Genomic DNA, 19,375 nt, shown 5'->3' with positions numbered 1-19,375 from the left:
GATTGAGGCTGCAAGGCCGTGGGCGATTCAGCTCTCGATTTGCTTCACCGTCGAGATCGGCCATCGACCCTCATGCCCCGCGATCGAGATGCGGAGCCCATGCTCATCATCGAGGAAGACGCCATCGATTGTGCCAGCCTTGCCGTCAGTCAAGACGACGGCCTTGCCGACTAACTCTTTCTCGGCCTCTTGCAATTCGCGCAAGATGGTCATGGCTCGTTTGTCGCCTGTGCTCGCGACGCTCATGGTGCCAACTCCAAACGGGCCGCCGATCGGCGCGTCAAGCGAGGGCGATCTCAACAACCTCGCTGAGCTTGTTTTCGGCGTCGTAGATCTTGACCCGAGGGAATCGGTTCTTCAGCTGTGTGCCAGCTTCCAGGGCGCTCGCTTTCGCCGCAAAGGTCGCCTTGACATGACCGTCGACGATTAATGCATAACCGGTCCGCAGGGGTTCAATCGATGCCTTGGTGGTGCGGGCGGACGCCGCTGGCGCTACCAGCCTGCGCTTCTCGCGCATGGGAAAAACTCCGCTTGTCGGGGACTGCTGATCAACTGTCTGCGGTCCCCAAGGTTCCTGTCACTAGAAGCGCGCCAACGCACAGACGGCGCGCGCCAGCGGTCCTGGAATGCAAACGGTCCGCCCGAAGGCTGCCGGCAAGGCGAAGCGCCGCCCAGTGTCGCAAAGCGAACCGAGCGGAAATCGAGACTCGATTAGGCTACCGGCGCTTGGCCATACATAGGAACGGCTATTGCCATATGAGACCTACGCACTCGTAGTTGACGCCATGGGGATCGTCGTCCTCGCGGTGTTGATCGTCGGCCAGCGATGACGTTGGCGCCCGAGGCTGATGGCCATCCGGATAAACGCAAAAAGGGCCGCTACGGGGCGGCCCGTCGATTGATGTTGTAAGGTCCGTGTCAGTGCCCCTATGCAAGCTAACCGTGGCCGGCGAGTCCCCTCCCAGGGGGATGGACAGCTCACGGAGCTCGTCGGGCCATCGCAGTTAACCGCGCCCGCTGTGCTCGTAACAATACGGTCTTGTTTGAGCACCCGGAGTGCGCTTTAAGCAGGTTGCATTTTGTGATTGCTCTAACCTTGGATTGCCATAGAAGGGCTAAATGTGGCGCTTATCCTGAGCCTCTTGGTGCTGAGCGCAGGAATGGGAGCGGCGACCGCTTCTCTGAGGTTCCGCGCGCAGGCGCTGGTTCCGGTGTCACTGGCAATCGCGTTGGCTGCCGCGCTCGTTCTTCATTCCGACGGATTTGGCTTTCTTGCGGGGACGTCCCTGATTGTCGCCTGCCTTGTTGTCGCGCAGCTTGCGTATGTTCTTTCGATCTTCGTCGTCTACCGAGGGGAAGAGGAAATCGACGATGCAGCTCCAAAAAATCCGCAACAAGAACGAGTAGCGCCAACGGAGCCCAGGAGATGGCACCGCGCGATACAATGAGCCACGGCAGCCCTCCGTAAGGACTATCGGGGCTTCACGCCGAGCGCGAGGCCCTGTGCGTCGTGGGTGTGGAAAAGCGCTGATTAGAGAAACACAAAATCCACCGCGCAAAGGTCTCACGGGTGGTGGTCAGATCGGCGCCCTGTCCGGCCGGTGACCACCCGGTGACCGGCCGGCCGCCGGTTCACGCTGGCGGGCCATCATCCATCAATCCGACAAGAGCAACCGCTGGCGCGCCGGGCGCGTGACTGAAAACTGAACGACGAGGAAAGTCTGCCCGAGGATCCCGGGGCCGTCACTAACCTCGACGCGCCATTTGTTGTCCGCCACAACGGACCGTTTGGTTCATCGTTGAGAATTTGGCCGCTCAATTCGATCGCCGCCGCTTCCGCAGCTTCGATATCCGGAAGCTCCAGCCCGACGTCAAGCTCTTATGCGAACGAGTGCACTAGGTGCTCGTCTGCCATCGCGTGCCGCGTGAGGATCGGCCAAAACGGGACGCAGTTCTCGTCGTAGCTCATCACCGTGTGCGGATTGATGCCGATGGCGACGCCGGACAGAAACCGGATCGCGTCGTATTGCTGGTCAGCGGGGAAGGCTTGGCTGTTCGAGCTAACCGTTGGCCCAAAGCTACGGCTGCAAGGTCGTCCGGCTCGCCGTAGCTCCGACCGTAGATTGCCTGCAGCAGATGCTAGAAAAGCTTTGGAATATCAAGGCGGTTGACGGGACACCCCTTCCGCCAAATTACCATAAAAATCAAGTATTTAGCTCGAATATGGGCATTCAGCGCACAAATAAACGTACAAAGCCTAGCGGCTTCCCGTTCGGATACTGATCGGTGTAGGCGCGACCAGCATCCGGCAAGCCAGGGTTGCGAGAGCGTGGACTTCCTCAAGCGGCATAGTCCAAGATGCTTTGTTGAGGGGGGCATATGCTTGAGAGGGTAACGGCAGTCGAATACGTACGTCCGATGAGCTCGGGCCGCACTGCGCCTCTTCTGCTCGCTTGCGAAAGAGGGAATGGCAGCACGATCTACGTTGTCGCGAAGTTTTCCGCCTCGTGCGACGAAAAAGAGGTCAGTTTGGCGCGAGAAGTGATCGCCGCGTGTCTCGCGGCGGATCTCCGCCTCCCAGTACCAGAGCCGGTTCTAATCGAAATTCCGTCCTCGTGGTCGGACGTGATTTCAGATGGAGCTCATCGGGCCCGCGTGAGGAATAGCAATCAAATTGCATTTGGATCAGTCCTCGTGACCGGTGGCTTCGCGGCTTGGACACCGGACACCCATGTGCAAGAGGCTAGTGTCGATACGGCCCTCGGTATCTTCGCCTTCGATGCGATTATCCAGAACGTTGATAGGCGTTCCGAAAATCCTAACTGCCTCGTTCGCGGCGAGCACATCAGGATCATCGATCACGAGTTGGCTTTTGCGGCTCGTCTGATATTAGGATGGAACCCACCCTGGCGGGTCGGTGGCCTATCGTGGCTAGAACAGGCTGGAAAGCATATATTTCGAAAAGATCTGAGACGTCGAGGGGTGGATCTTCGACCCGTCGGTCTGGTCTGGAGTGCAATCTCAGATCTTCGTCTTGCCGATTACAGAGATGCGATTCCAGCGGAGTGGAGACCAATGGTTGATGCTGACGTAGATACGGCGTTAACGCTTATTCGCGATGCTCGAGACAATATCGCCGGCTGCTTGGATGAAATTAAACGGGTGCTCTCATGAAGGACAAGCAACGATACAGCTTTGTCATCCTTCGCTACGTGCACGATGTGCTCACCGAAGAATTTATTAACGTCGGCGTCGTCTTGTACGTGCCCGAAGAAGGGCGCGTGTTGGCGCGAACGAGAAGCACGATGGGGCGACTCCGCGGCGTCTTTCCAGACCTGGACCGGGAGGCCTTCGTCGCGACGATGGCTAACGTGCGGTACGGCTTTAGAAGAATTGCAAGGCGCAAAAAAACTTCGGAGCTTTTCCGTCAAGAATCCATAGAGTCCGTTGCCAGAGAAGCTGTTCCTCATGACGACAGCTCTCTCCAGTGGTCGTCTATTGGTGGCGGTTTTTCCGCGAACGTCCAAGAAACTTTCGATAGGCTCTATAGTCAATTCGTGGCTCGCTACGATCAAAGATCCACACACCGCCGATCGGACGAAGAAATTTGGCGACCAGTTGTTGCGAAGTTAGAGGAACTAAATTTAGCAGACATTCTACAAGAGAAAGTCATTAGCGGCGCTCTTGACGACGTGACCTTCAAGCACGCGTGGAAGAATGGGCAGTGGCATGTCTATGAGCCCGTATCTTTCGATCTTGCCGAAGCAGATAGCATCAAGGGGAAAGCAAGAGAGTGGTTGGGGCATTTGGCGGCGGTCGTCGCAGATGGTCGGAGCGAACCCTTCAAACCGCACTTCTTTGTTGGGGCGCCGACTGATGACCGCCTGAAGGATGCCTATGAAGTGGCAAAGAAGATCCTTCGCCAAGCGCCAAACGAACCGGAAGTATTTGAAGAAGATCAGCTTGACGATTTCGTGCACCGAATCGAAGACGAGGTGAGGGCGCACGGGCACCTCCCAGGGCGCAATACGGTCCAAGTGACTGTTGAATTGAAAAAGCCCGACTAAGGTTGGCGTGCTTGGCAGAGGCCCGCCAGCATGAACCGGCGGGCCTCAGTCGTTCCGATCTGGCGGCCTAGTATGAGGTAAACGGCATCTCCGCGAGCGGCGTATAGGGATTGGCGACGAAGAAGGCTGCGTGGTCGCGGATCAAGCCGGTGGACAAGCTCGGAAGCAACGCCTCGAGTGCTGTGGTGGCCACTGCCATGATGGAGCAATAGCCGTCGCCCCATGCGAACGCGTCTCGGCTACACTCGGAGTCGACCTGGGCCAGCAGCTGCGCCGCAAATTTAGCCGGCGACGGATCGAGACTTTCCAGCGTCTGCTCTATGTCAAAGATGCAATCGCACTCAGCAGTGATTTGCCCATCGAGCGAGTGCAGACCCGACTCGTCGTAGAGCCGATCGCGCTCCCGCAGTCGGGCAACAATCTTTCGGATACGCTTGCGCATCGTGGCGCGCGCCTTGGCGCGAAGAGATTCATAGCCGGCGAACTCGGGCCGGGTGGTTCTGACGAAGCTCTCGAATTGCTCCTTCACCTCGTAAATCGAGGGTCGCACAAGGCGCCACACTCCGGGGTGATCGGGCGGCAAGACTTCCGGATCAAGCGGCCAAGCTGATTCCTCCCCGCATAACCCCTCATGGTCGATCAGGCGCGGGCCGGCCTTGGCCCAATCCGGCAATTTTTTGTCCGCCTCCCGGTAAGCGGCGACGAACCGACGCTGCTTCTCGACGTGGAGCTGACGCTCGTGCCAGAGAGATGACGCCTCACTATCTGACGCCAGCCAGGGCGGGCGCTGACGCGATTGCTGCAAGCCGGGGCGACTGCGGCAAGCCCTGTCAGAACGCGCGCCTGTGAAGGCCTGTGACGGTTGGCGTGCTGGTCTTCTTGTCGAGATCGCGCTGGCGCCGGCTAATCTCGAGGCGCCATGATTTCACGGCACCGTAACGCCCCTCGATCGCATAAATTCCGGCATCGTCGCCGGCTGCGTTCGTCCAGTCGCAGGTATCCGGGACGCGCCGGAAGCCTGCCGCTCGAGCGCCTCCTCGGCCTCGGCCAAGGAAGCGAAACTAGTTTCGGAAACTGCGGACGAGCTTGTGGGTGGCGTGATAAACACGCGATCAGCCTTGGTCATTTGGGGACGTGCACAAACCCAGGGTATCCCCGTCCTAAGTCTAGCAACAACATTTGCGGCAGCCCAGGCTCAATTAGTGGGCATGAGCACCAAAAAGCGCACGCGCCAACTCGCCCGTGCTATGTTTGTTCTGCAAGGTTGTCGAAAGTTCGATTTATTGAAGGTGATGATATGAGAAAGATCAAGCCAGTCGATGTTGCATACCTGAAAGCCCGCGCTGCCCGCGGCAAGCCGCACGTCGCGAAATTCGTGCCGGTCATCCCGGTCATGATCGACGCGATCAAGGCCACGGTGGGCAAGGACAATGTCGACCACCGCAGCAAAAACCAGATCAAGGTCGCCGGCCGCTGGGTGGGCCGGTTCAAGCACGGCAATCGGACGAAGAAAATGATCACATGCCTTGCGATCATGGATGCCGACAAGCCGGTAGTGATGGTTCGGACTATGCGCGAGGCCGAGGTTTTCGCCGCCAGCGTCAAATGGGCGAGGGCCGCGATTGCAGAAACATTGAGTAAGCCATAAGAATTTCCAATCTTCGCGCGGGCTGCTGCAGGGAAACAGCGGCAAAGCGATCGCCCTTTCGAGCTGGGCGATTGCGTACTTCATTCTGCGTCAACTTAGTATGGGCGACCTCACTAGGTTTGTCTGTTCTGGCGCCTTTCCCATCAACCTGTTTGAGCAATTCGAAGGAGCACAGCGACCGCGATTTCGGCTCTGGTAGCTCGGGGCGTCGTGCGGCGGCTTGGGAGGTCATCCCAGTAAAAATATTTGGATGGCCGCCCGTCCGGGAAGCGCACCTCGAACCTTCCGCAGTCGGGGACGGCCTCGTGCTTGATGATGCGGATGCGGTTCACGCGAAGGCTTCCTTGACGCGCACTATGGCGGGATGGCTACGGTTCTTCACCTTGAGCCAATTCTTGGACCGGCCGCCTCGGTAGGGTCGGTCACTACGCTTCGAAACCAATTCCTCGAGCCCCATGCTGCAGGCGGCGCGGAAGAGATCGGGACCAATGGCGCCGGTCTCGAACGGGTTGATGAAGATCCCATCCGGCCTGCCGCGGAGCAACCGTTCCAGGTTGGCCTTGCGCATTGAGAGTGGTAGCGCGCGGAGATCATCGCCGCCAGTCGCGAGCACGTCGAAGGCGCACAACTGCACCTCGGTATTGTGTTTGCCGGAGTGCAGCGCGTCGAAGTCCGAGATCCCATCCACACCTAGAATGACGGCCTCGCCATCGATAACGAAGTGCTGCTCGCGGTTCTTCAGCGCGGCTTCCACGATCCATGGGAAGCGTCGCGTCCAGTCATACCCGCCCTTGGTGATCAGCCGCACGCGGTCGCCATCGCGCTCAACACGAAGGCGATATCCGTCGTATTTTACTTCATGAAACCACTCGGCGCCGGCTGGAACAGCCTTGCCAAGCATCGGTAGGCAAAACTCGAAGCGCATGGGGCAGAAGATAGGCTTCGCCCTTCGGGAATGCGAATCTCGCTTGGCGGCCCAATGAAGAGGCCCCAGCTCAGGGGGGAAAGCTGGGGCCATGTCACGCAGAGATGGTACCTGACGGTTCAAGATCAAGCACCGAACTGGCAACCTGCTTCCGAAGCCTTCGTTCCTAAATGCCGCAAGGGCCGCTTGGAACACCCTGTCCCGATCGTTGTTTCGTCCGTGCTTCGGATGGGCGCTCGCGTACTCGTTCGGAGCTAAGGTAGTGAACTTCACCTGGCTTCGGGCTTCTTCCCCTGCCTGAGGCCGGGTCTTTTTCGATCGCCGATCAGAAAGTCACTATCCAATTTGGATTAGTGAGGCGCGCCTGGGCTGTGGTGGCTGATCAGAAACAAAAAATCCACCGCGCGCCGCTCACCAATCTGACCACCACCCGTGAGACCCTTCGCGCGCGCGGACACCTCGCGTGCTTGCTTGGCGGGTGGTCACCACGGGCGGTGACCGGGCGGGCGATCCATAGCCCCGACCGTCCGCTGGCGGACTTCGTTTCGCTAGGCGTCAAGGCACGGAATGGCGAAGTTTTCGCAGATTGAGGCAAACGTTTGTTTCGCTTCCGCGGTCTCAAAGCAAAACCGCGTCCCACTGTCACCGCGTTCAACCCACCAGTCGATTTGATTTCCTCGTGAAATACGAGATGCCTCTTCGCGCAACCTATCTAGTTGGCTTCCAGCGGCTCGCACAACCAGACAATGGGCCATGGAAAACTCCTTGAAAATCTCGGTGACCGTCAGCGGCCTAATTCTTCAACCGGTTGACTTCAAACACGAGGGCAAGTTGAAAGACCGGACCGGCTTCCGTGCGGACCTCGATGGCGGTGTCATGGCGATCGCCCAAATCAGTCGCATCTCTCGCCATGGCGGCCAAGGTATGCGCGGCCTCGATTTCGGCGGCCCGTTCATTCGGCAGTTCTAGACCTTCTTCGTCCGGGTAAAGCTCGGCACCGTCCCTGATGTCGAAAAAGTAGCGGATCACAGCAACGTCTCCACGCGCCGCGAGCCAACCCAGCACCCCTTCACCTGTTCCTAGTGCCCCCCGAGAGCCGCTTCTAGCCGGCAAGGTCAGGGCGGCTGCCGGAACCAGCCGGCGTAACATGGGTTAATATCCCGTGCTGTAAGCCGGGGGAGTGGCCCAAGTCGTCAGAGGACCGGGAATGGTTGCAGCGCTACGTTGCCGCGCATTTAGAGCGCGCCAGCGCTGCCAACGAACATCATGTGCAGGAAAGGCTACGCCGCTCGTACGAGCAGATTGCCAGATCGGAAGCGCTGCTCAGGATCGAGGTCCCCAAGGTTTGGCGTCCCGAACCACCGGAAGAAAAGGGCCTTTGAACTAATGCGATTTGTGGTAGTTTACTCGTATCACCGGCCAAGGCTGTGTCCGTAGGCGTCGGTGGCTGAGAGGCCGATTGCGCTCCCGCCTACATGGGAAAGGGACATGGACGAACCTTCAATCGACACTTGGTTTGAGAAACTTGCCAAGCAAGCACGCGAGGTGTGCGCGCGCTCTTCCGAACTTCTTAGGACAACTAGGGCTGACATATTCTTGGGTCGAAAGACTCAGGAGCCCTTCCCTAATGAGGTCCAACCAACTGGGGAAATCGCCAGCGATTATCCTAGTTAAGTTCTCGTCCATAGAGCGTCGGCTAAAAAGGGCCTCACTTGAGGGAGGCATCGATGCCACACCGAAAGTACCGCGCATTGGAGCGCGAGTGTCATTTGCAGGCTGCAATTACAGGGCACAAAGAGACCAGAGAAGAACTCGAAAAAATGGAGCGCGAGTACAAGGCCATTGCTGATTGGCTGGAAGCGCGTCAGCAAGCGGACAGACAGCGAGAGTAGGGCCGCCCAACTGAGGCCTCTTTCATTTTCGTTCGCGCTGGCGGGGTCGTTTTTTTTGTGCACGCCGGTTCAGTGCCACTCGCTCTCGGGTAGCATCGCTTGTGGCGATCGGAGCTGGGCTAGCCCTTCCTCGATTATTCGCAGGTCCTTCTGAACCTGCTCCAAGGCCTGACGCGAATCGAAGCCGGACGCGGCCTGCAGATCTTTGAGCAGCCGATGCCGAAGTTCACGCATATCATCCAGCGCTCGCCGGTTCTTCAAACGTACATAAGCAGAAACGATCAATTCAATGGTCGTCGATGGCATGGGGTGGGCTCCGCAGATAAGCTTTTCTGACCCGGCACCGCTCTTTTCTAACTGAGCACTGAAATCTCAGTCGATTTTGATCGTGCAATGCCTATGCCACAGGTTTGTGACAGCCCGCCCCCAGGTAGTGCAGGTAAAGCGTGGCTCGACTTGTCGCCTTGGGGTTTGTTTTGGTAGGTTCCTCCCGGGCTGGGAGGGAAAATGTTTCAAATTGTCCGTAATGCCGTCATGGTGGTCGTCATGCTGACCGGAGCCGCCATCAACATTTACTTTGACTTGCTAAACTCGCCTGCGGATTGGCGCTCGTGGCAGCCTATGTTTCCGGCATGGTTGTCGAACGCCTGTTCATCCGTCGGGCCTACGGCGTGATGACACGTCTCTACGGGGGCGACTGGGCCAAATGACAGGAAGTCGCTACGCTTGCGCGCGGCGGCTTTCCGGTTGGCGAAGGGACGTTCGGCGGTGAACTTCATCGATATCCCATAGCCGGGACGATAGGCTTATTCCAATTGAAGTCGGGCCGGACATCCGCTCCACGCCGGCCGCAGGCGCGGCAGACGAACCTCGGCTCGACGTCGGATAGCCGCACGTCGTCGGACCAGCGATCGGCGCTGAGGGCAACAAGGTGACTGCAACGATAGTCGGCGCAGTAGACAAGGACGCCGCGGACGCCCATATCGCGCATGTCGCCGAAGGTGATCTTGATCGGGCGGTGACCGGCCGGTGTCCGGTTCTCGTGGTTAGGCTTGCGCATGCCACCATCAAAGCAGTCGCCGCGACACCTCGCAAATTTTCGATTCGTGGTGGCCCGAGACGGCGCCGAGCTACCGCCGGTTGTGGTTTGGAAAAGAGGCGGCCAACTGAGGAGGCCTCTTATCTATCCTTCCAGAGGCGAACCTCATTGGGGCGCAGCTTTAATTCGGCAAGCTGTTCTCGCGTCAGAAAACGCTTGGATAACTTTGCTGTCGCACCGGCCGGCAACCGCTTACGCACAGCTTCGACGGCTTCCCACCTATGAGTAGCGGCCGCCCAATACTCCAGCTTTCCATTGTGGTTTACGGCAACGATGTGAACGCCGTACGCAAACCTTTTGGCCATCCCGGCAGTATGGACACGGGCTGGAATGCGATGGTGGCAAACGTGCCACATTCGCAAGGAAACGAACTAGGGCACCGTGGGACGGTACCAGAAGACCAGGCCACCGTGGACGGGAAATATGCGGTACGACAACACCGAGCGACGCCCCGCCGGAGTCTGTGATAGACGGCCGAACCACATGCCTGGGTGGTAACGCTCGATTGGAAACAGCGATGATGCGCTCCGTTTTGGCCCTGGGCCTATTGATTGCTCTGAGTGCTGCGGGGAACGCCGCCACGGTGCATCGCTCAACACCACCATTGCGCACGCGCCAGCATGTATTCGTTCCCCCCACTCAACTCATTGCTCCCGGTCATGGCGTGGCGACCCCCGGCTTTGCCGTCCCGGGCTGGACCGACGAGGTCACCCGGCGATGGATGGACAACAACACCGCCTGTTTCAAGCATCCACTGCGGCGGATAGCCCGCCACGTTGCCGACTCTTGACGGCCGACTCCGTCCGGAGTTCTGATCCGCGGCCATGGGGCGGGATCAGCACATCATCGACGAGCCTCAGGCACTTCGAGCGGCTTTGCCTGGAGTTTCTAGACGCGCTCGAAACTCCTGCGCCTTAGGCCGCCCAAAGCCCTTTGGTGCATCCGCAACCAGGCGTTCTGTGCTCGTGCAATTCCAGCAATAGTTCATCAACAATTGACGGGCATGCTTAAGGGGTCGCGGGTGGATTCCTCGCCTCCCTTCTGACCCGTGACCGGACATGAAAGCCCGTCGGCGCCATGCCGGCGGGTTTTCGTTGTTAGCTGCGCCGGCTCCTATATCCGGAATCGAACAGTCAGAAGTCTATGGTTTTTGAGCGCGGTCACCGCATTGTCACCACGAGTGGTGACCGGGTGGACAAGCGATCTGCGCGTTTGGAATTGTTCGATTTGCGCGCCGGTTTATTTAGAGCGGCCGCTCGCTTCAGCGCTGCGTCGATGGCCTTGAACTTTTTCCTGCGAGAAAATTTGACCCGCGTCTTGTTGGGCATCCTTAGTCTGGTAACGAGCCTTAGATTGCTACTGCAGCCGGCGCACTCATAAACTTTCAGAACGTAGCCCCTGGCTACGGGAATGAGTGCTTTGAGCACCCGAGCTTGACTGCATAGCGTGCATCCGGCTTCGCCGTTCACGACAAGAATTCCTAAAAAAATGCGAATAAAAACTAACTGAGTCTGCACCAGGAGACAATAGCCGAGGCCAGCTCTATAGCTCGCGCTCTCCATTGCCGGGTGACTGCGGTTCTTCACCTTGATCCAAAACTTCTGCCGGCCGCCCGGTAAGGCCGATCTCGATGCTTTGAGAAACCCCTCCAGGCCCATGCGGCACGCGGCGCGGAATTGATCGGGCCCGATCTCGCCGCGCTCGAAAGGCGCCGCGGGGATGCCGTCCGGCCGGCGCGCTAGCAGCTGCTCCAGATTGGCCTTGCGCATGTGCAGGGGGAGGGATCGCAGATCATCGCCGCCCACCACGAGAATGTCGAGCTGGACTTCGTGATCGTGCCTGCGGGAGTGAAGCGCGTTAAAATCGGGGATGCCATCCACGGCCATAAAATCGACCGCGTGAAGGTCTCACGGGTTGGCGGTCAGATCGTCGCCGTGTCCCGGCTGGTCACCGGGCGCGCGGGACTTCGGTCCCGCGCTCACGCCGGCTAACTCCAACTATGAAGCGAATATCATTTTGTCTCCGCCCCGGCTGACGGATCGCACATCGAACCGGACAGGCTTTTTCCAGATCGCAATCCTTTTAGCTTCCTCGATCGCATCATCCTCATTAAGGGCCTTAATCGGCAGGGAATCGCATGCGAGCCCGCCAGGCTTCGTCACGTCGGGGAAATAACAATCCATCATGAAATGAGACATGGAAGCTCGCTAACCGTGCTCGCGGATCACTTGCATGATCGCACGATTTGACGGCCTATAGCGCGACAATCTGGGTGGGAAGCACTGTCACCCTGATTGCCGCGCGGCAACGGCCCGCCTTAAGACGGGAAAGCTACGGATCAACAGCCTTGACGTGCGAATCTGCCCGGAGTTCTGATCCGCGGTCATGGGGCGGGATCAGCACATCATCGACGAGTCTCCGGTTTGTAACTTGGCCCGGCTCGGCCTGTCCTTGCCAGGCTGTTTTTCGCGGCGGCGTCAGGCCTCACGCTCCATCGCGGGATGGCGGCGGTCCCGGTACTTTCTGCTGAGGCTGGGTCGCCGAGGCGCGGTTCTTGAAGTATGCGGAGGATCTGCGGGAGATCATCAGGAAGCTCCGCCGGAAGCTGAACTAGCCCTCCCGCTAGATGCCCATTCTGGCTGCCGCGGGGCTTCGGTCCGGCGCTTTCTTTGATAGGCTCCGCTCAAGGAGTCGCACCCATATGGTCAAGCATGAGCCGGAGATCGCGCGGGCAAAGGCCAAGCTCTACGTGGAGGCATGTAACAGGGCCGTACATGATGCTCCTTGGATCACGGGGAGAACCAACACGATCGATAGCGGCGGAATCTATCGTGCAATGGAGCTCGCCGAACAGGCATATGAAGTCCATGGGCTCCCCTACGAGGGCGGGCTATCAAAAATGTCGAAGTACCCTCCTGGACGCTTCAGATGGGTCTGCGATGACACCGGGAGCGCCTATGATTGTGTGAAGGTGCTCGACACCAAAACAGGCCGCTCGGTGCTCTGGCCCTACTTCTAGGGCTGCATGCGGCGGGCGATTTCGGCCCGGTAGTTGTTCGCCATGATCAGCAAGCCGGCGCGCTCCTCCGGCATCGTGCTGTCGTCGGCTAGCTCCAGGCACTCCATGGCTCGGAGACTCGGCCTCGACGACCTGATCACGCGCGCGAGTCCATGCCCGTATATTGGACAATTGTTGGACACATTGGAGGAGACAACCGGTAAGTGATTGATTTTGTTGATTTTGTTGGCGCTCCCTAGCGGAATCGAACCGCTCTCTCCACCGTGAAAGAGTGTTTTTTGGTTCGCCGAAGTTGGCGTCGGCCAAGCTCTTGAATATCGCGCCCCATGGCCTCGTGCAGGAGATTGAGCAGATCGTGGCTCGAGCGCCGCTGGTGCTTTTTCCGCTTCTCCGCGGTTTTCCAAGGGCGAGTCCGAAGAAGGCGATTTGTGGCTCCGTCCCGTCTCCGTCCCATCTGGCACTCCGTGGGACGGAGGTGACCCTTGGGTGGCGCGCCAACTTCTTGATATACTGTAATTTCTTGGTGAGCGCGCTGGGGCTCGAACCCAGGACCCCGTGATTAAAAGTCACGTGCTCTACCGGCTGAGCTACGCGCTCCCATGGCCGCTTGATGGCTTCGCGTATCGGTCGCCATCGCGTTCGGACATTCGAGAAGCATGTCTTGCCGCAACGTAACGCGCGTTGCGGGGAAAACCGGTGAGTAGTTTCCGGATCATGCTTTCGGCCCGCGCTGTGTAGGGGGAGCGGCCGCGGAGGTCAATAGCGCGCGCAGTTGCCGAAGATCGCGGCAGGGACTGGGATTCGTGCGACGTTTCCGGATTTAGGGCGAAAATTTCATCCAGCCGGCTGTCCATCGTCCACGCCGAACAACGAGCCGGTTCGCAACGAGCCGGTTCGCGACGGGCCCTCGACCCGCGCTTCCCGCCGGGCCGGCGTGGTCAGTTGGCCTCGCGACGGACCTCGCTTGCGACCGGCTGCGAGGAACCGGCGGGGCTTGGCAGCGCGACCGGGCGCAGCCCGATCAGCTCGGCGGCGCGCACGGCGCTGTCGCGCCAGAACTGGAACGAGTTGATGCGGCTGAGCTCGAGGATCGCGATCGCCACCGCTGCCAGGAACGGTAGGCTTTGCAGGACCAGGACGCCGGCGAAGATGTAGATCTCGGTGATCTGGCGGAAGCTGTTGGAGGCAACCAGCACGCCGGCGCCGATCAGCAGCAGCGCGCCGATCACCGCTTCCCAGAACGCCTGGAACTCGATCGACATCCGCGACAGGCCACCCTTGGAGGTGCGGGCAAAGGCGAGGTGCTCGGTGATCAGGCCTTGGGCGACCGCGCGCGACACCGTCCACTGCACGCTCATTGCCGCGATCATGGCGCCGAGCATCTGGCCGGGCTTCACAGCGACGCGCAGGCGGTACATCGACAGGAAGTGCGCGAGCGAGACGACGAAGGCGGCGATGATCGGCAGCGTCAAAATCCTGTCGGGGATTGCGATGTCGGCGAAGGCGACGATCGGCACCCAGACGAGGTTGAGGAGGGCCACGACGACGCCGAGGCTTTCCGCACCCAGCCAGTTCAGCCAGCCGAGGCCATATTCGCGCTTCTGGTCCTGCGTCAGCCGGCTCGCGCCGGGCAGGAAGCGCCGCCAGTGCTTCTTCACGATCTGGAAGCCGCCATAGGCCCAGCGGTGACGCTGCTTCTTGAAGGCCTCGTAGGTGTCGGGCAACAGGCCCTGGCCGTAGCGGTAGCGGGTGTAGTGCGTGGTCCAGCCGAGCTCCTGGATCGCAAGGCCGAGATCGCTGTCCTCGCAGATCGTGTCGCTCGACCAGCCGCCCGCCATGTCCATCGCGGCGCGGCGGATCAGGCACATCGTGCCGTGCACGATGACGGCGTTGAACTCGTTGCGCTGGACCATGCCGATGTCGAAGAACCCTGCATATTCGCCGTTCATGATGTAGTGCATGATCGACAGGTCTTCGTCGCGGTGATCCTGCGGCGCCTGCACGAGGCCGACGCGCGGATCGGCGAAGGCCGGCACCAGATCCTTCAACCAGTCGGGATCGACGACATAGTCGGCATCGAGGATGCCGATGATCTCCGCATCCGCGGCGGTGCGGTCCATGGCGATGCGCAGCGCGCCGGCCTTGAAGCCCTGCACCTTCTCGGCGTTGATGAACTTGAAACGCTCGCCGAGCGCACGGCAATGATCCTGGATCGGCTGCCAGAAGGCGGGATCGGGCGTGTTGTTGATGATGACCACGCACTCGTAGTTCGGGTAGTTCAGCCGCGCCAGCGCATCAAGCGTCTGCTTGAGCATGTCGACCGGCTCGTAATAGGCGGGGATGTGGATCGAGACCTTCGGGAAATAGTTCTCTGGCACGCCTTCGACCGGCTTGTTCTTGGCGAGCAGCCGGCGCGGCGGCCGGCCGAAGGCGACCGCGGCGATCTCCTCGATACGCGCCATCGCGATGAGGACGAGCGGGACGAGGAGGATCATGCCGAGCGTCAGTGCGAAGGCCGAGCCGAACAGGAAATAGTGCCCGTTCCAATAGGCGAACACCGTCGCGACCCAGGCGCCGACGCCGTTCGCCGTCGCCGACAGCAGGAACGCTTGCTTGGCGGTGGGCCGTTCGAGCCGCAGGATCGGCAGGGACAACAGGATGCCGACGAGCAGCGCGATCGTCATCAGCTTCCAGTAGTCGGGGTTCTCGACCGGGCCGGTCCATGAAAACTTCGGCTCGCGGTTGGCGTTGAGGATGCCCCAATAAGGACCGACGCCGCCTTCGAAGAATTTCCAGGGCTGATCGATCGCCTCGACGATGTTGTATTCCATGCCGAGGGCTTCGGCGCGGCTGACGAAGTTGCGCAGCGTCAGCGCCTGCTGGAACGGACCGGGGTCGGCGTTGCGTAAATTGTAGCCCGCGCCCGGCCAGCCGAATTCGGCGATCACGATGCGCTTGCCGGGAAACAGGTTGCGCAGCAGGTTGTAGCGGTCGACGGCCTGATCCACCGCCTGGTCCGAGCGGAAATTTTCCCAATAGGGCAGCACGTGGGCGGCGATGAAGTCGACGTTGGAGGCAAGGTCCGGATTGTCGCGCCAGATGTTCCAGATCTCGCCAGTCGTGACGGGCACGCGGACCGCGCTTCTGACCTTCTTGATCATGTCGATCAAGTCTTCGACCTTCTGCTCGCCGCGATAGATCACCTCGTTGCCGACGACGACGCCGATCACGTTGCTGTTCTTGCGGGCGAGGTTGATGGCGGCCTCGATCTCGCGCTGGTTGCGCTCGTCGTTCTTGTCGATCCAGGCGCCGACCATGACCTTAAGGCCGAACTCGGCTGCGATCGGCGGCACCAGCTCCACGCCGCCGGTCGACGAATAGAGGCGGATGGCGCGCGTCATCGTCGACAGCGTCTTCAGATCGGCGCGGATTTTCTCGATGGTCGGAATGTTGTCGATGTCGGGGTGCGCCGACCCCTCGAACGGCGCATAGGACACGCTCGGCAAAAGGCCCTTGAAATCCGGCGCGGGCTCCTTGTCGCGCAGGACTCCCCACAACCCGGCGTGAAGCGCGGACACGAGCAACAGAACGGCGACGATGGCACGCATCGCGGCTAAACCAATTGGGGCTGAGATGGCAGGGAAGCGGATCCGACCCCGAGATCCGACCGAGTCCGCGGCAAACGGAACATACCTCTGCCACGCCTTTTCACAACTGTCATGACGCCGTCTCGTTTAGCGGCATGGCCTTTTGAGGGCACCGACGATCTGAAAAGCACGAGCAGTGCCAATAGTCGTTATCGCCCATCGTTCCTGAACGGCGGGTGAAGTGATCGCGGCTATTTTGGGGGGGCGGCGGGCGAGGGGCTTGCGGCGGGCGCAGGGCTTGCAGCCGGCTGCGGCGAGGTGCCGGTCGTCGGCGCCGGCGGCTGGGACGCCGCGGCGGCGGCCTGCTGGGGCTGCGCCGCCGGATTGATCCAGCAGGCGTGCACGCGGCTGTCCAGGGTCTCTGCGACCTTGGGATCGATCTGACCGCCAAAGCGGGTCAGGCAGCGAAACGCCGCCTGGATATGGCCGCCGGGGCAGCCGAAGCGGTCGTAGAGATCGAGATGGCGAAAGGCGGTATCGAGGTCATCTCGCCACATCAGCCGCACCACACGGCGGCCGAGCCAGACGCATTCGGGATTTCCGGCCGGGCCGTTAATGGCTTGCGCCGCCTCAGCGAACTCGTCGGTCCGACGCTGGTTCTGGCTGGCGTCCTTGGCGGCGTCGGCAGCCGCGTTTGCGGACGGCTTGCCCTGGTCCTGGGCGGCGGGACCGCCACTCTGGGCGAGTGCGCTTGACAGGCCGAGCAGAACGACAAGGGAAGGGACGGCAACATGCCGCAGGACCGCATTCGTTAACTCAAGCACCCGTCGCCGCATAAATTCCCCGATCTCTCTGGCCGCCCGCGCGAGAACTCCACGGACGCGCGGTGTGATGCCGTCCAAATGGGTCTCCAATGCGGCGGAAAAGTCCCGTTGAATCCCATGACTGGTATTTCGAATTTTGTCCAGCAAAGTCACCATGCTGTGCGCCGGTCGAAGAGCCGCAGGCGAAAAGGGCCGGGATGGCGGGTGCAATTGCCGCCTGGCCGTATTGGCCCCCCTTGGCAGACGGCCCGCAAGCAGGTAATCGACGGACCCTTCGCGGAGGACGGAACCGATTACTCTTCGTACGCCACTGGCGCTATTGCTCATATCGTTGGGTGCGATTGCTGCCGTGTGGTGGTGGCTGGCCACGCCGATCACGCTCGCGCGCGCGCCCATCGATCCCAGCTCCAAGCTGCAATGTGTCTCCTATGCGCCGTTCCAAGGAGACCAGACGCCGCTGCTCGAGAGCACCCAGATCGAGGCCGAGCAGATCGAGCGCGATCTCAGGCAACTGAAAGAGATCACCGACTGCGTCCGAACCTATTCGGTCGAGAACGGTCTCGTCCTCGTGCCCGGGATCGCCAACAAGGTTGGCTTGAAGGTGATCCAGGGCATCTGGCTCGGCAGCAACCGATCCAAGAACTTCTCCCAGGTCTTGACCGCGGTCCGCCTGAGCAAGGAATTCCCCGACACCATCACCTCGCTCGTGGTCGGCAACGAGGTGCTGCTGCGCGGCGAGATGACCACGGCCGATCTCGTGGCCATCATCCGTTCGGTGAAGGCCCAGGTCGCCGTTCCCGTCACTTACGCCGATGTCTGGGAATACTGGCTGAAGAATCGCGAGGTCTACGACGCCGTCGACTTCGTCACGATCCACATCCTTCCCTATTGGGAGGATTTCCCGATCCGCGCCAAGTTCGCAGCCGCCCATGTCGAGCAGATCCGCCAGCGCATGGCCGTCGCCTTTCCTGGCAAGGAGATCCTGATCGGCGAAACCGGCTGGCCGAGCGAGGGGCGGATGCGCGAAGGCGCGCTGCCCTCGCGCACCAACCAGGCGCGCGTGGTGTCGGACATCCTGACCCTCGCCAAGGCGCAGGGCTTTCGCGTCAACCTGATCGAAGCCTATGACCAGCCCTGGAAGCGCCAGCTCGAAGGCACCGTCGGCGGCTATTGGGGCTTCATCGATTCCGTCCGCCGTCAGCTCAAATATCCGCCGGGCGTAGCGATCAGCAATTTCCCGTACTGGAAATGGTACATGGGCGCCGGCATGGCCGTCAGCGTGCTGGTGTTCGCGGTCGCGGGCCTGACGCTGCGCCGGCGTCCTTGGACGCCGCGCTTCTCGGCATGGCTCGGCGTCGGCATTTCGGCGACGACGGCGGGCATCCTGTTCGGGATCGCGGCCGACAAGATGTACTACGAGAGCTACGGCTGGGGCGGCTGGCTGCAATGGGGTGCGCTGCTTGCCGCCGGCATCCTGTCGCCGATCTTCTGTGCGCAGGCGCTGGTATCGGGACGGGGACTGCCCACCTTCCTCGATATCCTGGGTCCGCGGGAGGAGCGCAAATGGTCGAAGCTCACCGCAGCGCTGGGGCTGACGCTTGCGGTGACCGCCGTGATCGCGGCCGAGACCGCGCTCGGTTTCGTGTTCGATCCGCGCTACCGCGATTTTCCGTTCGCCTCGCTGACCATGGCGGTGGTGCCGTTTGCGCTTCTGATGCTGAACCGCCCGCAGACCGGCACGCGCCCGATCGCGGAGTCGGTCTTTGCCGGCCTGTTGGCGCTGTCGGCGGCCTACGTGCTGATCAACGAGGGGCGCGACAATTGGCAGTCGCTGTGGACCTGCGCGATGTACCTGCTGTTCGCGCTTACGCTGTGGCGGGCGCGGGCCGCGCAAAGCCCAGAATAAGCAGCCCGATCGCGATCCCGGCCAGCACGATGTTGTAGAGCACGATGCCGAGGCCTGCGGCGATCACGCCCAGCGTCAACAGCACGATCGAGGGCCGCATCAGGTTGAGCGTCGCGATCACAAGCGCGACGATGCCGAACACCGAGTTCTTGAACAGCACGGTCGCGGTTGCGCGCGCCTTGCACATCACGGTCTGCAGGCCGGCGTCGCAAGCGAGCGAGACTTGCGAGAACTCGATGGCGAAATAGCGCAGGTAGAGGGCATAACCGACAGTAACGAAGCCGACCACGAGCAGGAACTGCACCTGGTAGGGTGTGAGGCGGAACGGTTTCTTCTTCATGGGGCCAATATGGTCGGGAAGGCGGATGGGGGCAACAGGCAAGGCGCGGGCCTTGTGAATTAGCCTCA

At 60.6% G+C, this 19,375-nt stretch carries 22 protein-coding genes and 1 tRNA gene; 10 read left to right on the top strand and 13 right to left on the bottom strand.

What is annotated here, in order from left to right; genetic code table 11:
- Window positions 1–27 precede the first annotated feature (27 nt).
- Window positions 28–246, bottom strand: a complete 219-nt coding sequence (locus QA640_RS24105; RefSeq protein WP_283035439.1) for a PRC-barrel domain containing protein — start codon at window positions 244–246, stop codon at window positions 28–30.
- Window positions 247–280: 34 nt separating this feature from the next.
- A complete protein-coding gene (locus QA640_RS24100; RefSeq protein ID WP_283035438.1) occupies window positions 281–517 on the bottom strand; it encodes a hypothetical protein in 237 nt (78 codons plus the stop codon).
- Window positions 518–1,121: 604 nt separating this feature from the next.
- Here QA640_RS24100 and QA640_RS24095 point away from each other — a divergent pair.
- The 3 genes from QA640_RS24095 to QA640_RS24085 all read left to right on the top strand — a co-directional run bounded on the left by QA640_RS24095 (window position 1,122) and on the right by QA640_RS24085 (window position 4,067).
- Window positions 1,122–1,448: a hypothetical protein gene (locus QA640_RS24095; RefSeq protein WP_283035437.1), complete on the top strand. Its 327-nt coding sequence runs from the start codon at window positions 1,122–1,124 to the stop codon at window positions 1,446–1,448.
- Between the two features lie 931 nt (window positions 1,449–2,379).
- Window positions 2,380–3,174, top strand: a complete 795-nt coding sequence (locus QA640_RS24090; protein ID WP_283035436.1) for a HipA family kinase — start codon at window positions 2,380–2,382, stop codon at window positions 3,172–3,174.
- Window positions 3,171–4,067: a DUF3037 domain-containing protein gene (locus QA640_RS24085; RefSeq protein WP_283035435.1), complete on the top strand. Its 897-nt coding sequence runs from the start codon at window positions 3,171–3,173 to the stop codon at window positions 4,065–4,067. Before QA640_RS24090 ends, QA640_RS24085 begins: the two co-directional genes overlap by 4 nt.
- A 67-nt stretch (window positions 4,068–4,134) precedes the next feature.
- Here QA640_RS24085 and QA640_RS24080 read toward each other — a convergent pair whose 3' ends face one another.
- On the bottom strand, window positions 4,135–4,872 hold the full coding sequence (locus QA640_RS24080; protein WP_283035434.1) for a hypothetical protein: 738 nt from the start codon (window positions 4,870–4,872) through the stop codon (window positions 4,135–4,137).
- Window positions 4,873–5,364: 492 nt separating this feature from the next.
- Between QA640_RS24080 and QA640_RS24075 the strand changes: the two genes are divergently transcribed.
- Window positions 5,365–5,715, top strand: a complete 351-nt coding sequence (locus QA640_RS24075) for a hypothetical protein (RefSeq protein ID WP_283035433.1) — start codon at window positions 5,365–5,367, stop codon at window positions 5,713–5,715.
- Window positions 5,716–6,043: 328 nt separating this feature from the next.
- Here the strand turns inward: QA640_RS24075 and QA640_RS24070 are convergent, their stop codons facing one another.
- Entirely contained in the window at window positions 6,044–6,640 is a 597-nt protein-coding gene (locus QA640_RS24070; protein ID WP_283035432.1) for a DNA ligase, read from the bottom strand.
- 792 nt (window positions 6,641–7,432) lie between these two features.
- Window positions 7,433–7,669, bottom strand: coding sequence for a hypothetical protein (locus tag QA640_RS24065; protein WP_283035431.1), 237 nt, complete (start codon window positions 7,667–7,669; stop codon window positions 7,433–7,435).
- 182 nt (window positions 7,670–7,851) lie between these two features.
- Between QA640_RS24065 and QA640_RS24060 the strand changes: the two genes are divergently transcribed.
- Window positions 7,852–8,022: a hypothetical protein gene (locus tag QA640_RS24060; RefSeq protein WP_283035430.1), complete on the top strand. Its 171-nt coding sequence runs from the start codon at window positions 7,852–7,854 to the stop codon at window positions 8,020–8,022.
- Window positions 8,023–8,367: 345 nt separating this feature from the next.
- A complete protein-coding gene (locus QA640_RS24055) occupies window positions 8,368–8,532 on the top strand; it encodes a hypothetical protein (RefSeq protein WP_283035429.1) in 165 nt (54 codons plus the stop codon).
- 69 nt (window positions 8,533–8,601) lie between these two features.
- On the opposite strand, the gene QA640_RS24050 is transcribed toward QA640_RS24055, so the two are convergent.
- A complete protein-coding gene (locus tag QA640_RS24050) occupies window positions 8,602–8,838 on the bottom strand; it encodes a hypothetical protein (RefSeq protein ID WP_283035428.1) in 237 nt (78 codons plus the stop codon).
- Window positions 8,839–9,039: 201 nt separating this feature from the next.
- Between QA640_RS24050 and QA640_RS24045 the strand changes: the two genes are divergently transcribed.
- Window positions 9,040–9,207: a hypothetical protein gene (locus QA640_RS24045; RefSeq protein ID WP_283035427.1), complete on the top strand. Its 168-nt coding sequence runs from the start codon at window positions 9,040–9,042 to the stop codon at window positions 9,205–9,207.
- 100 nt (window positions 9,208–9,307) lie between these two features.
- On the opposite strand, the gene QA640_RS24040 is transcribed toward QA640_RS24045, so the two are convergent.
- On the bottom strand, window positions 9,308–9,592 hold the full coding sequence (locus tag QA640_RS24040; protein WP_283035426.1) for a hypothetical protein: 285 nt from the start codon (window positions 9,590–9,592) through the stop codon (window positions 9,308–9,310).
- A 556-nt stretch (window positions 9,593–10,148) separates the two neighbouring features.
- Between QA640_RS24040 and QA640_RS24035 the strand changes: the two genes are divergently transcribed.
- Window positions 10,149–10,421: a hypothetical protein gene (locus tag QA640_RS24035; RefSeq protein WP_283035425.1), complete on the top strand. Its 273-nt coding sequence runs from the start codon at window positions 10,149–10,151 to the stop codon at window positions 10,419–10,421.
- Between the two features lie 370 nt (window positions 10,422–10,791).
- Here QA640_RS24035 and QA640_RS24030 read toward each other — a convergent pair whose 3' ends face one another.
- The gene (locus QA640_RS24030; RefSeq protein ID WP_283035424.1) at window positions 10,792–11,517 is read right to left on the bottom strand and encodes a hypothetical protein; all 726 of its coding nucleotides are present in this window, start codon (window positions 11,515–11,517) and stop codon (window positions 10,792–10,794) included.
- Window positions 11,518–11,628: 111 nt separating this feature from the next.
- Complete coding sequence (locus QA640_RS24025; RefSeq protein WP_283035423.1) at window positions 11,629–11,829, bottom strand: hypothetical protein; 201 nt, start codon at window positions 11,827–11,829, stop codon at window positions 11,629–11,631.
- A 503-nt stretch (window positions 11,830–12,332) separates the two neighbouring features.
- Between QA640_RS24025 and QA640_RS24020 the strand changes: the two genes are divergently transcribed.
- Window positions 12,333–12,650: a hypothetical protein gene (locus QA640_RS24020; RefSeq protein WP_283035422.1), complete on the top strand. Its 318-nt coding sequence runs from the start codon at window positions 12,333–12,335 to the stop codon at window positions 12,648–12,650.
- Window positions 12,651–13,171: 521 nt separating this feature from the next.
- On the opposite strand, the gene QA640_RS24015 is transcribed toward QA640_RS24020, so the two are convergent.
- The 3 genes from QA640_RS24015 to QA640_RS24005 all read right to left on the bottom strand — a co-directional run bounded on the left by QA640_RS24015 (window position 13,172) and on the right by QA640_RS24005 (window position 17,073).
- Window positions 13,172–13,247: transfer RNA gene (locus QA640_RS24015), tRNA-Lys, on the bottom strand.
- A gap of 341 nt (window positions 13,248–13,588) precedes the next feature.
- On the bottom strand, window positions 13,589–16,258 hold the full coding sequence (locus QA640_RS24010) for a glycosyltransferase (RefSeq protein WP_283035421.1): 2,670 nt from the start codon (window positions 16,256–16,258) through the stop codon (window positions 13,589–13,591).
- Window positions 16,259–16,488: 230 nt separating this feature from the next.
- The gene (locus QA640_RS24005; protein WP_283042870.1) at window positions 16,489–17,073 is read right to left on the bottom strand and encodes a beta-1-3, beta-1-6-glucan biosynthesis protein; all 585 of its coding nucleotides are present in this window, start codon (window positions 17,071–17,073) and stop codon (window positions 16,489–16,491) included.
- A 337-nt stretch (window positions 17,074–17,410) separates the two neighbouring features.
- Here QA640_RS24005 and QA640_RS24000 point away from each other — a divergent pair, with 337 nt between their 5' ends.
- Window positions 17,411–18,967: a beta-(1-6) glucans synthase gene (locus QA640_RS24000; protein WP_283035420.1), complete on the top strand. Its 1,557-nt coding sequence runs from the start codon at window positions 17,411–17,413 to the stop codon at window positions 18,965–18,967.
- On the opposite strand, the gene QA640_RS23995 is transcribed toward QA640_RS24000, so the two are convergent.
- A complete protein-coding gene (locus QA640_RS23995) occupies window positions 18,927–19,307 on the bottom strand; it encodes a hypothetical protein (RefSeq protein WP_283035419.1) in 381 nt (126 codons plus the stop codon). The genes QA640_RS24000 and QA640_RS23995 overlap by 41 nt on opposite strands.
- Window positions 19,308–19,375: the final 68 nt, after the last annotated feature.

The sequence above is a fragment of the Bradyrhizobium sp. CB82 genome (assembly GCF_029714405.1).
Classification (GTDB): Bacteria; Pseudomonadota; Alphaproteobacteria; order Rhizobiales; family Xanthobacteraceae; genus Bradyrhizobium.
This window is presented reverse-complemented; position numbering and strand designations above follow the sequence as displayed.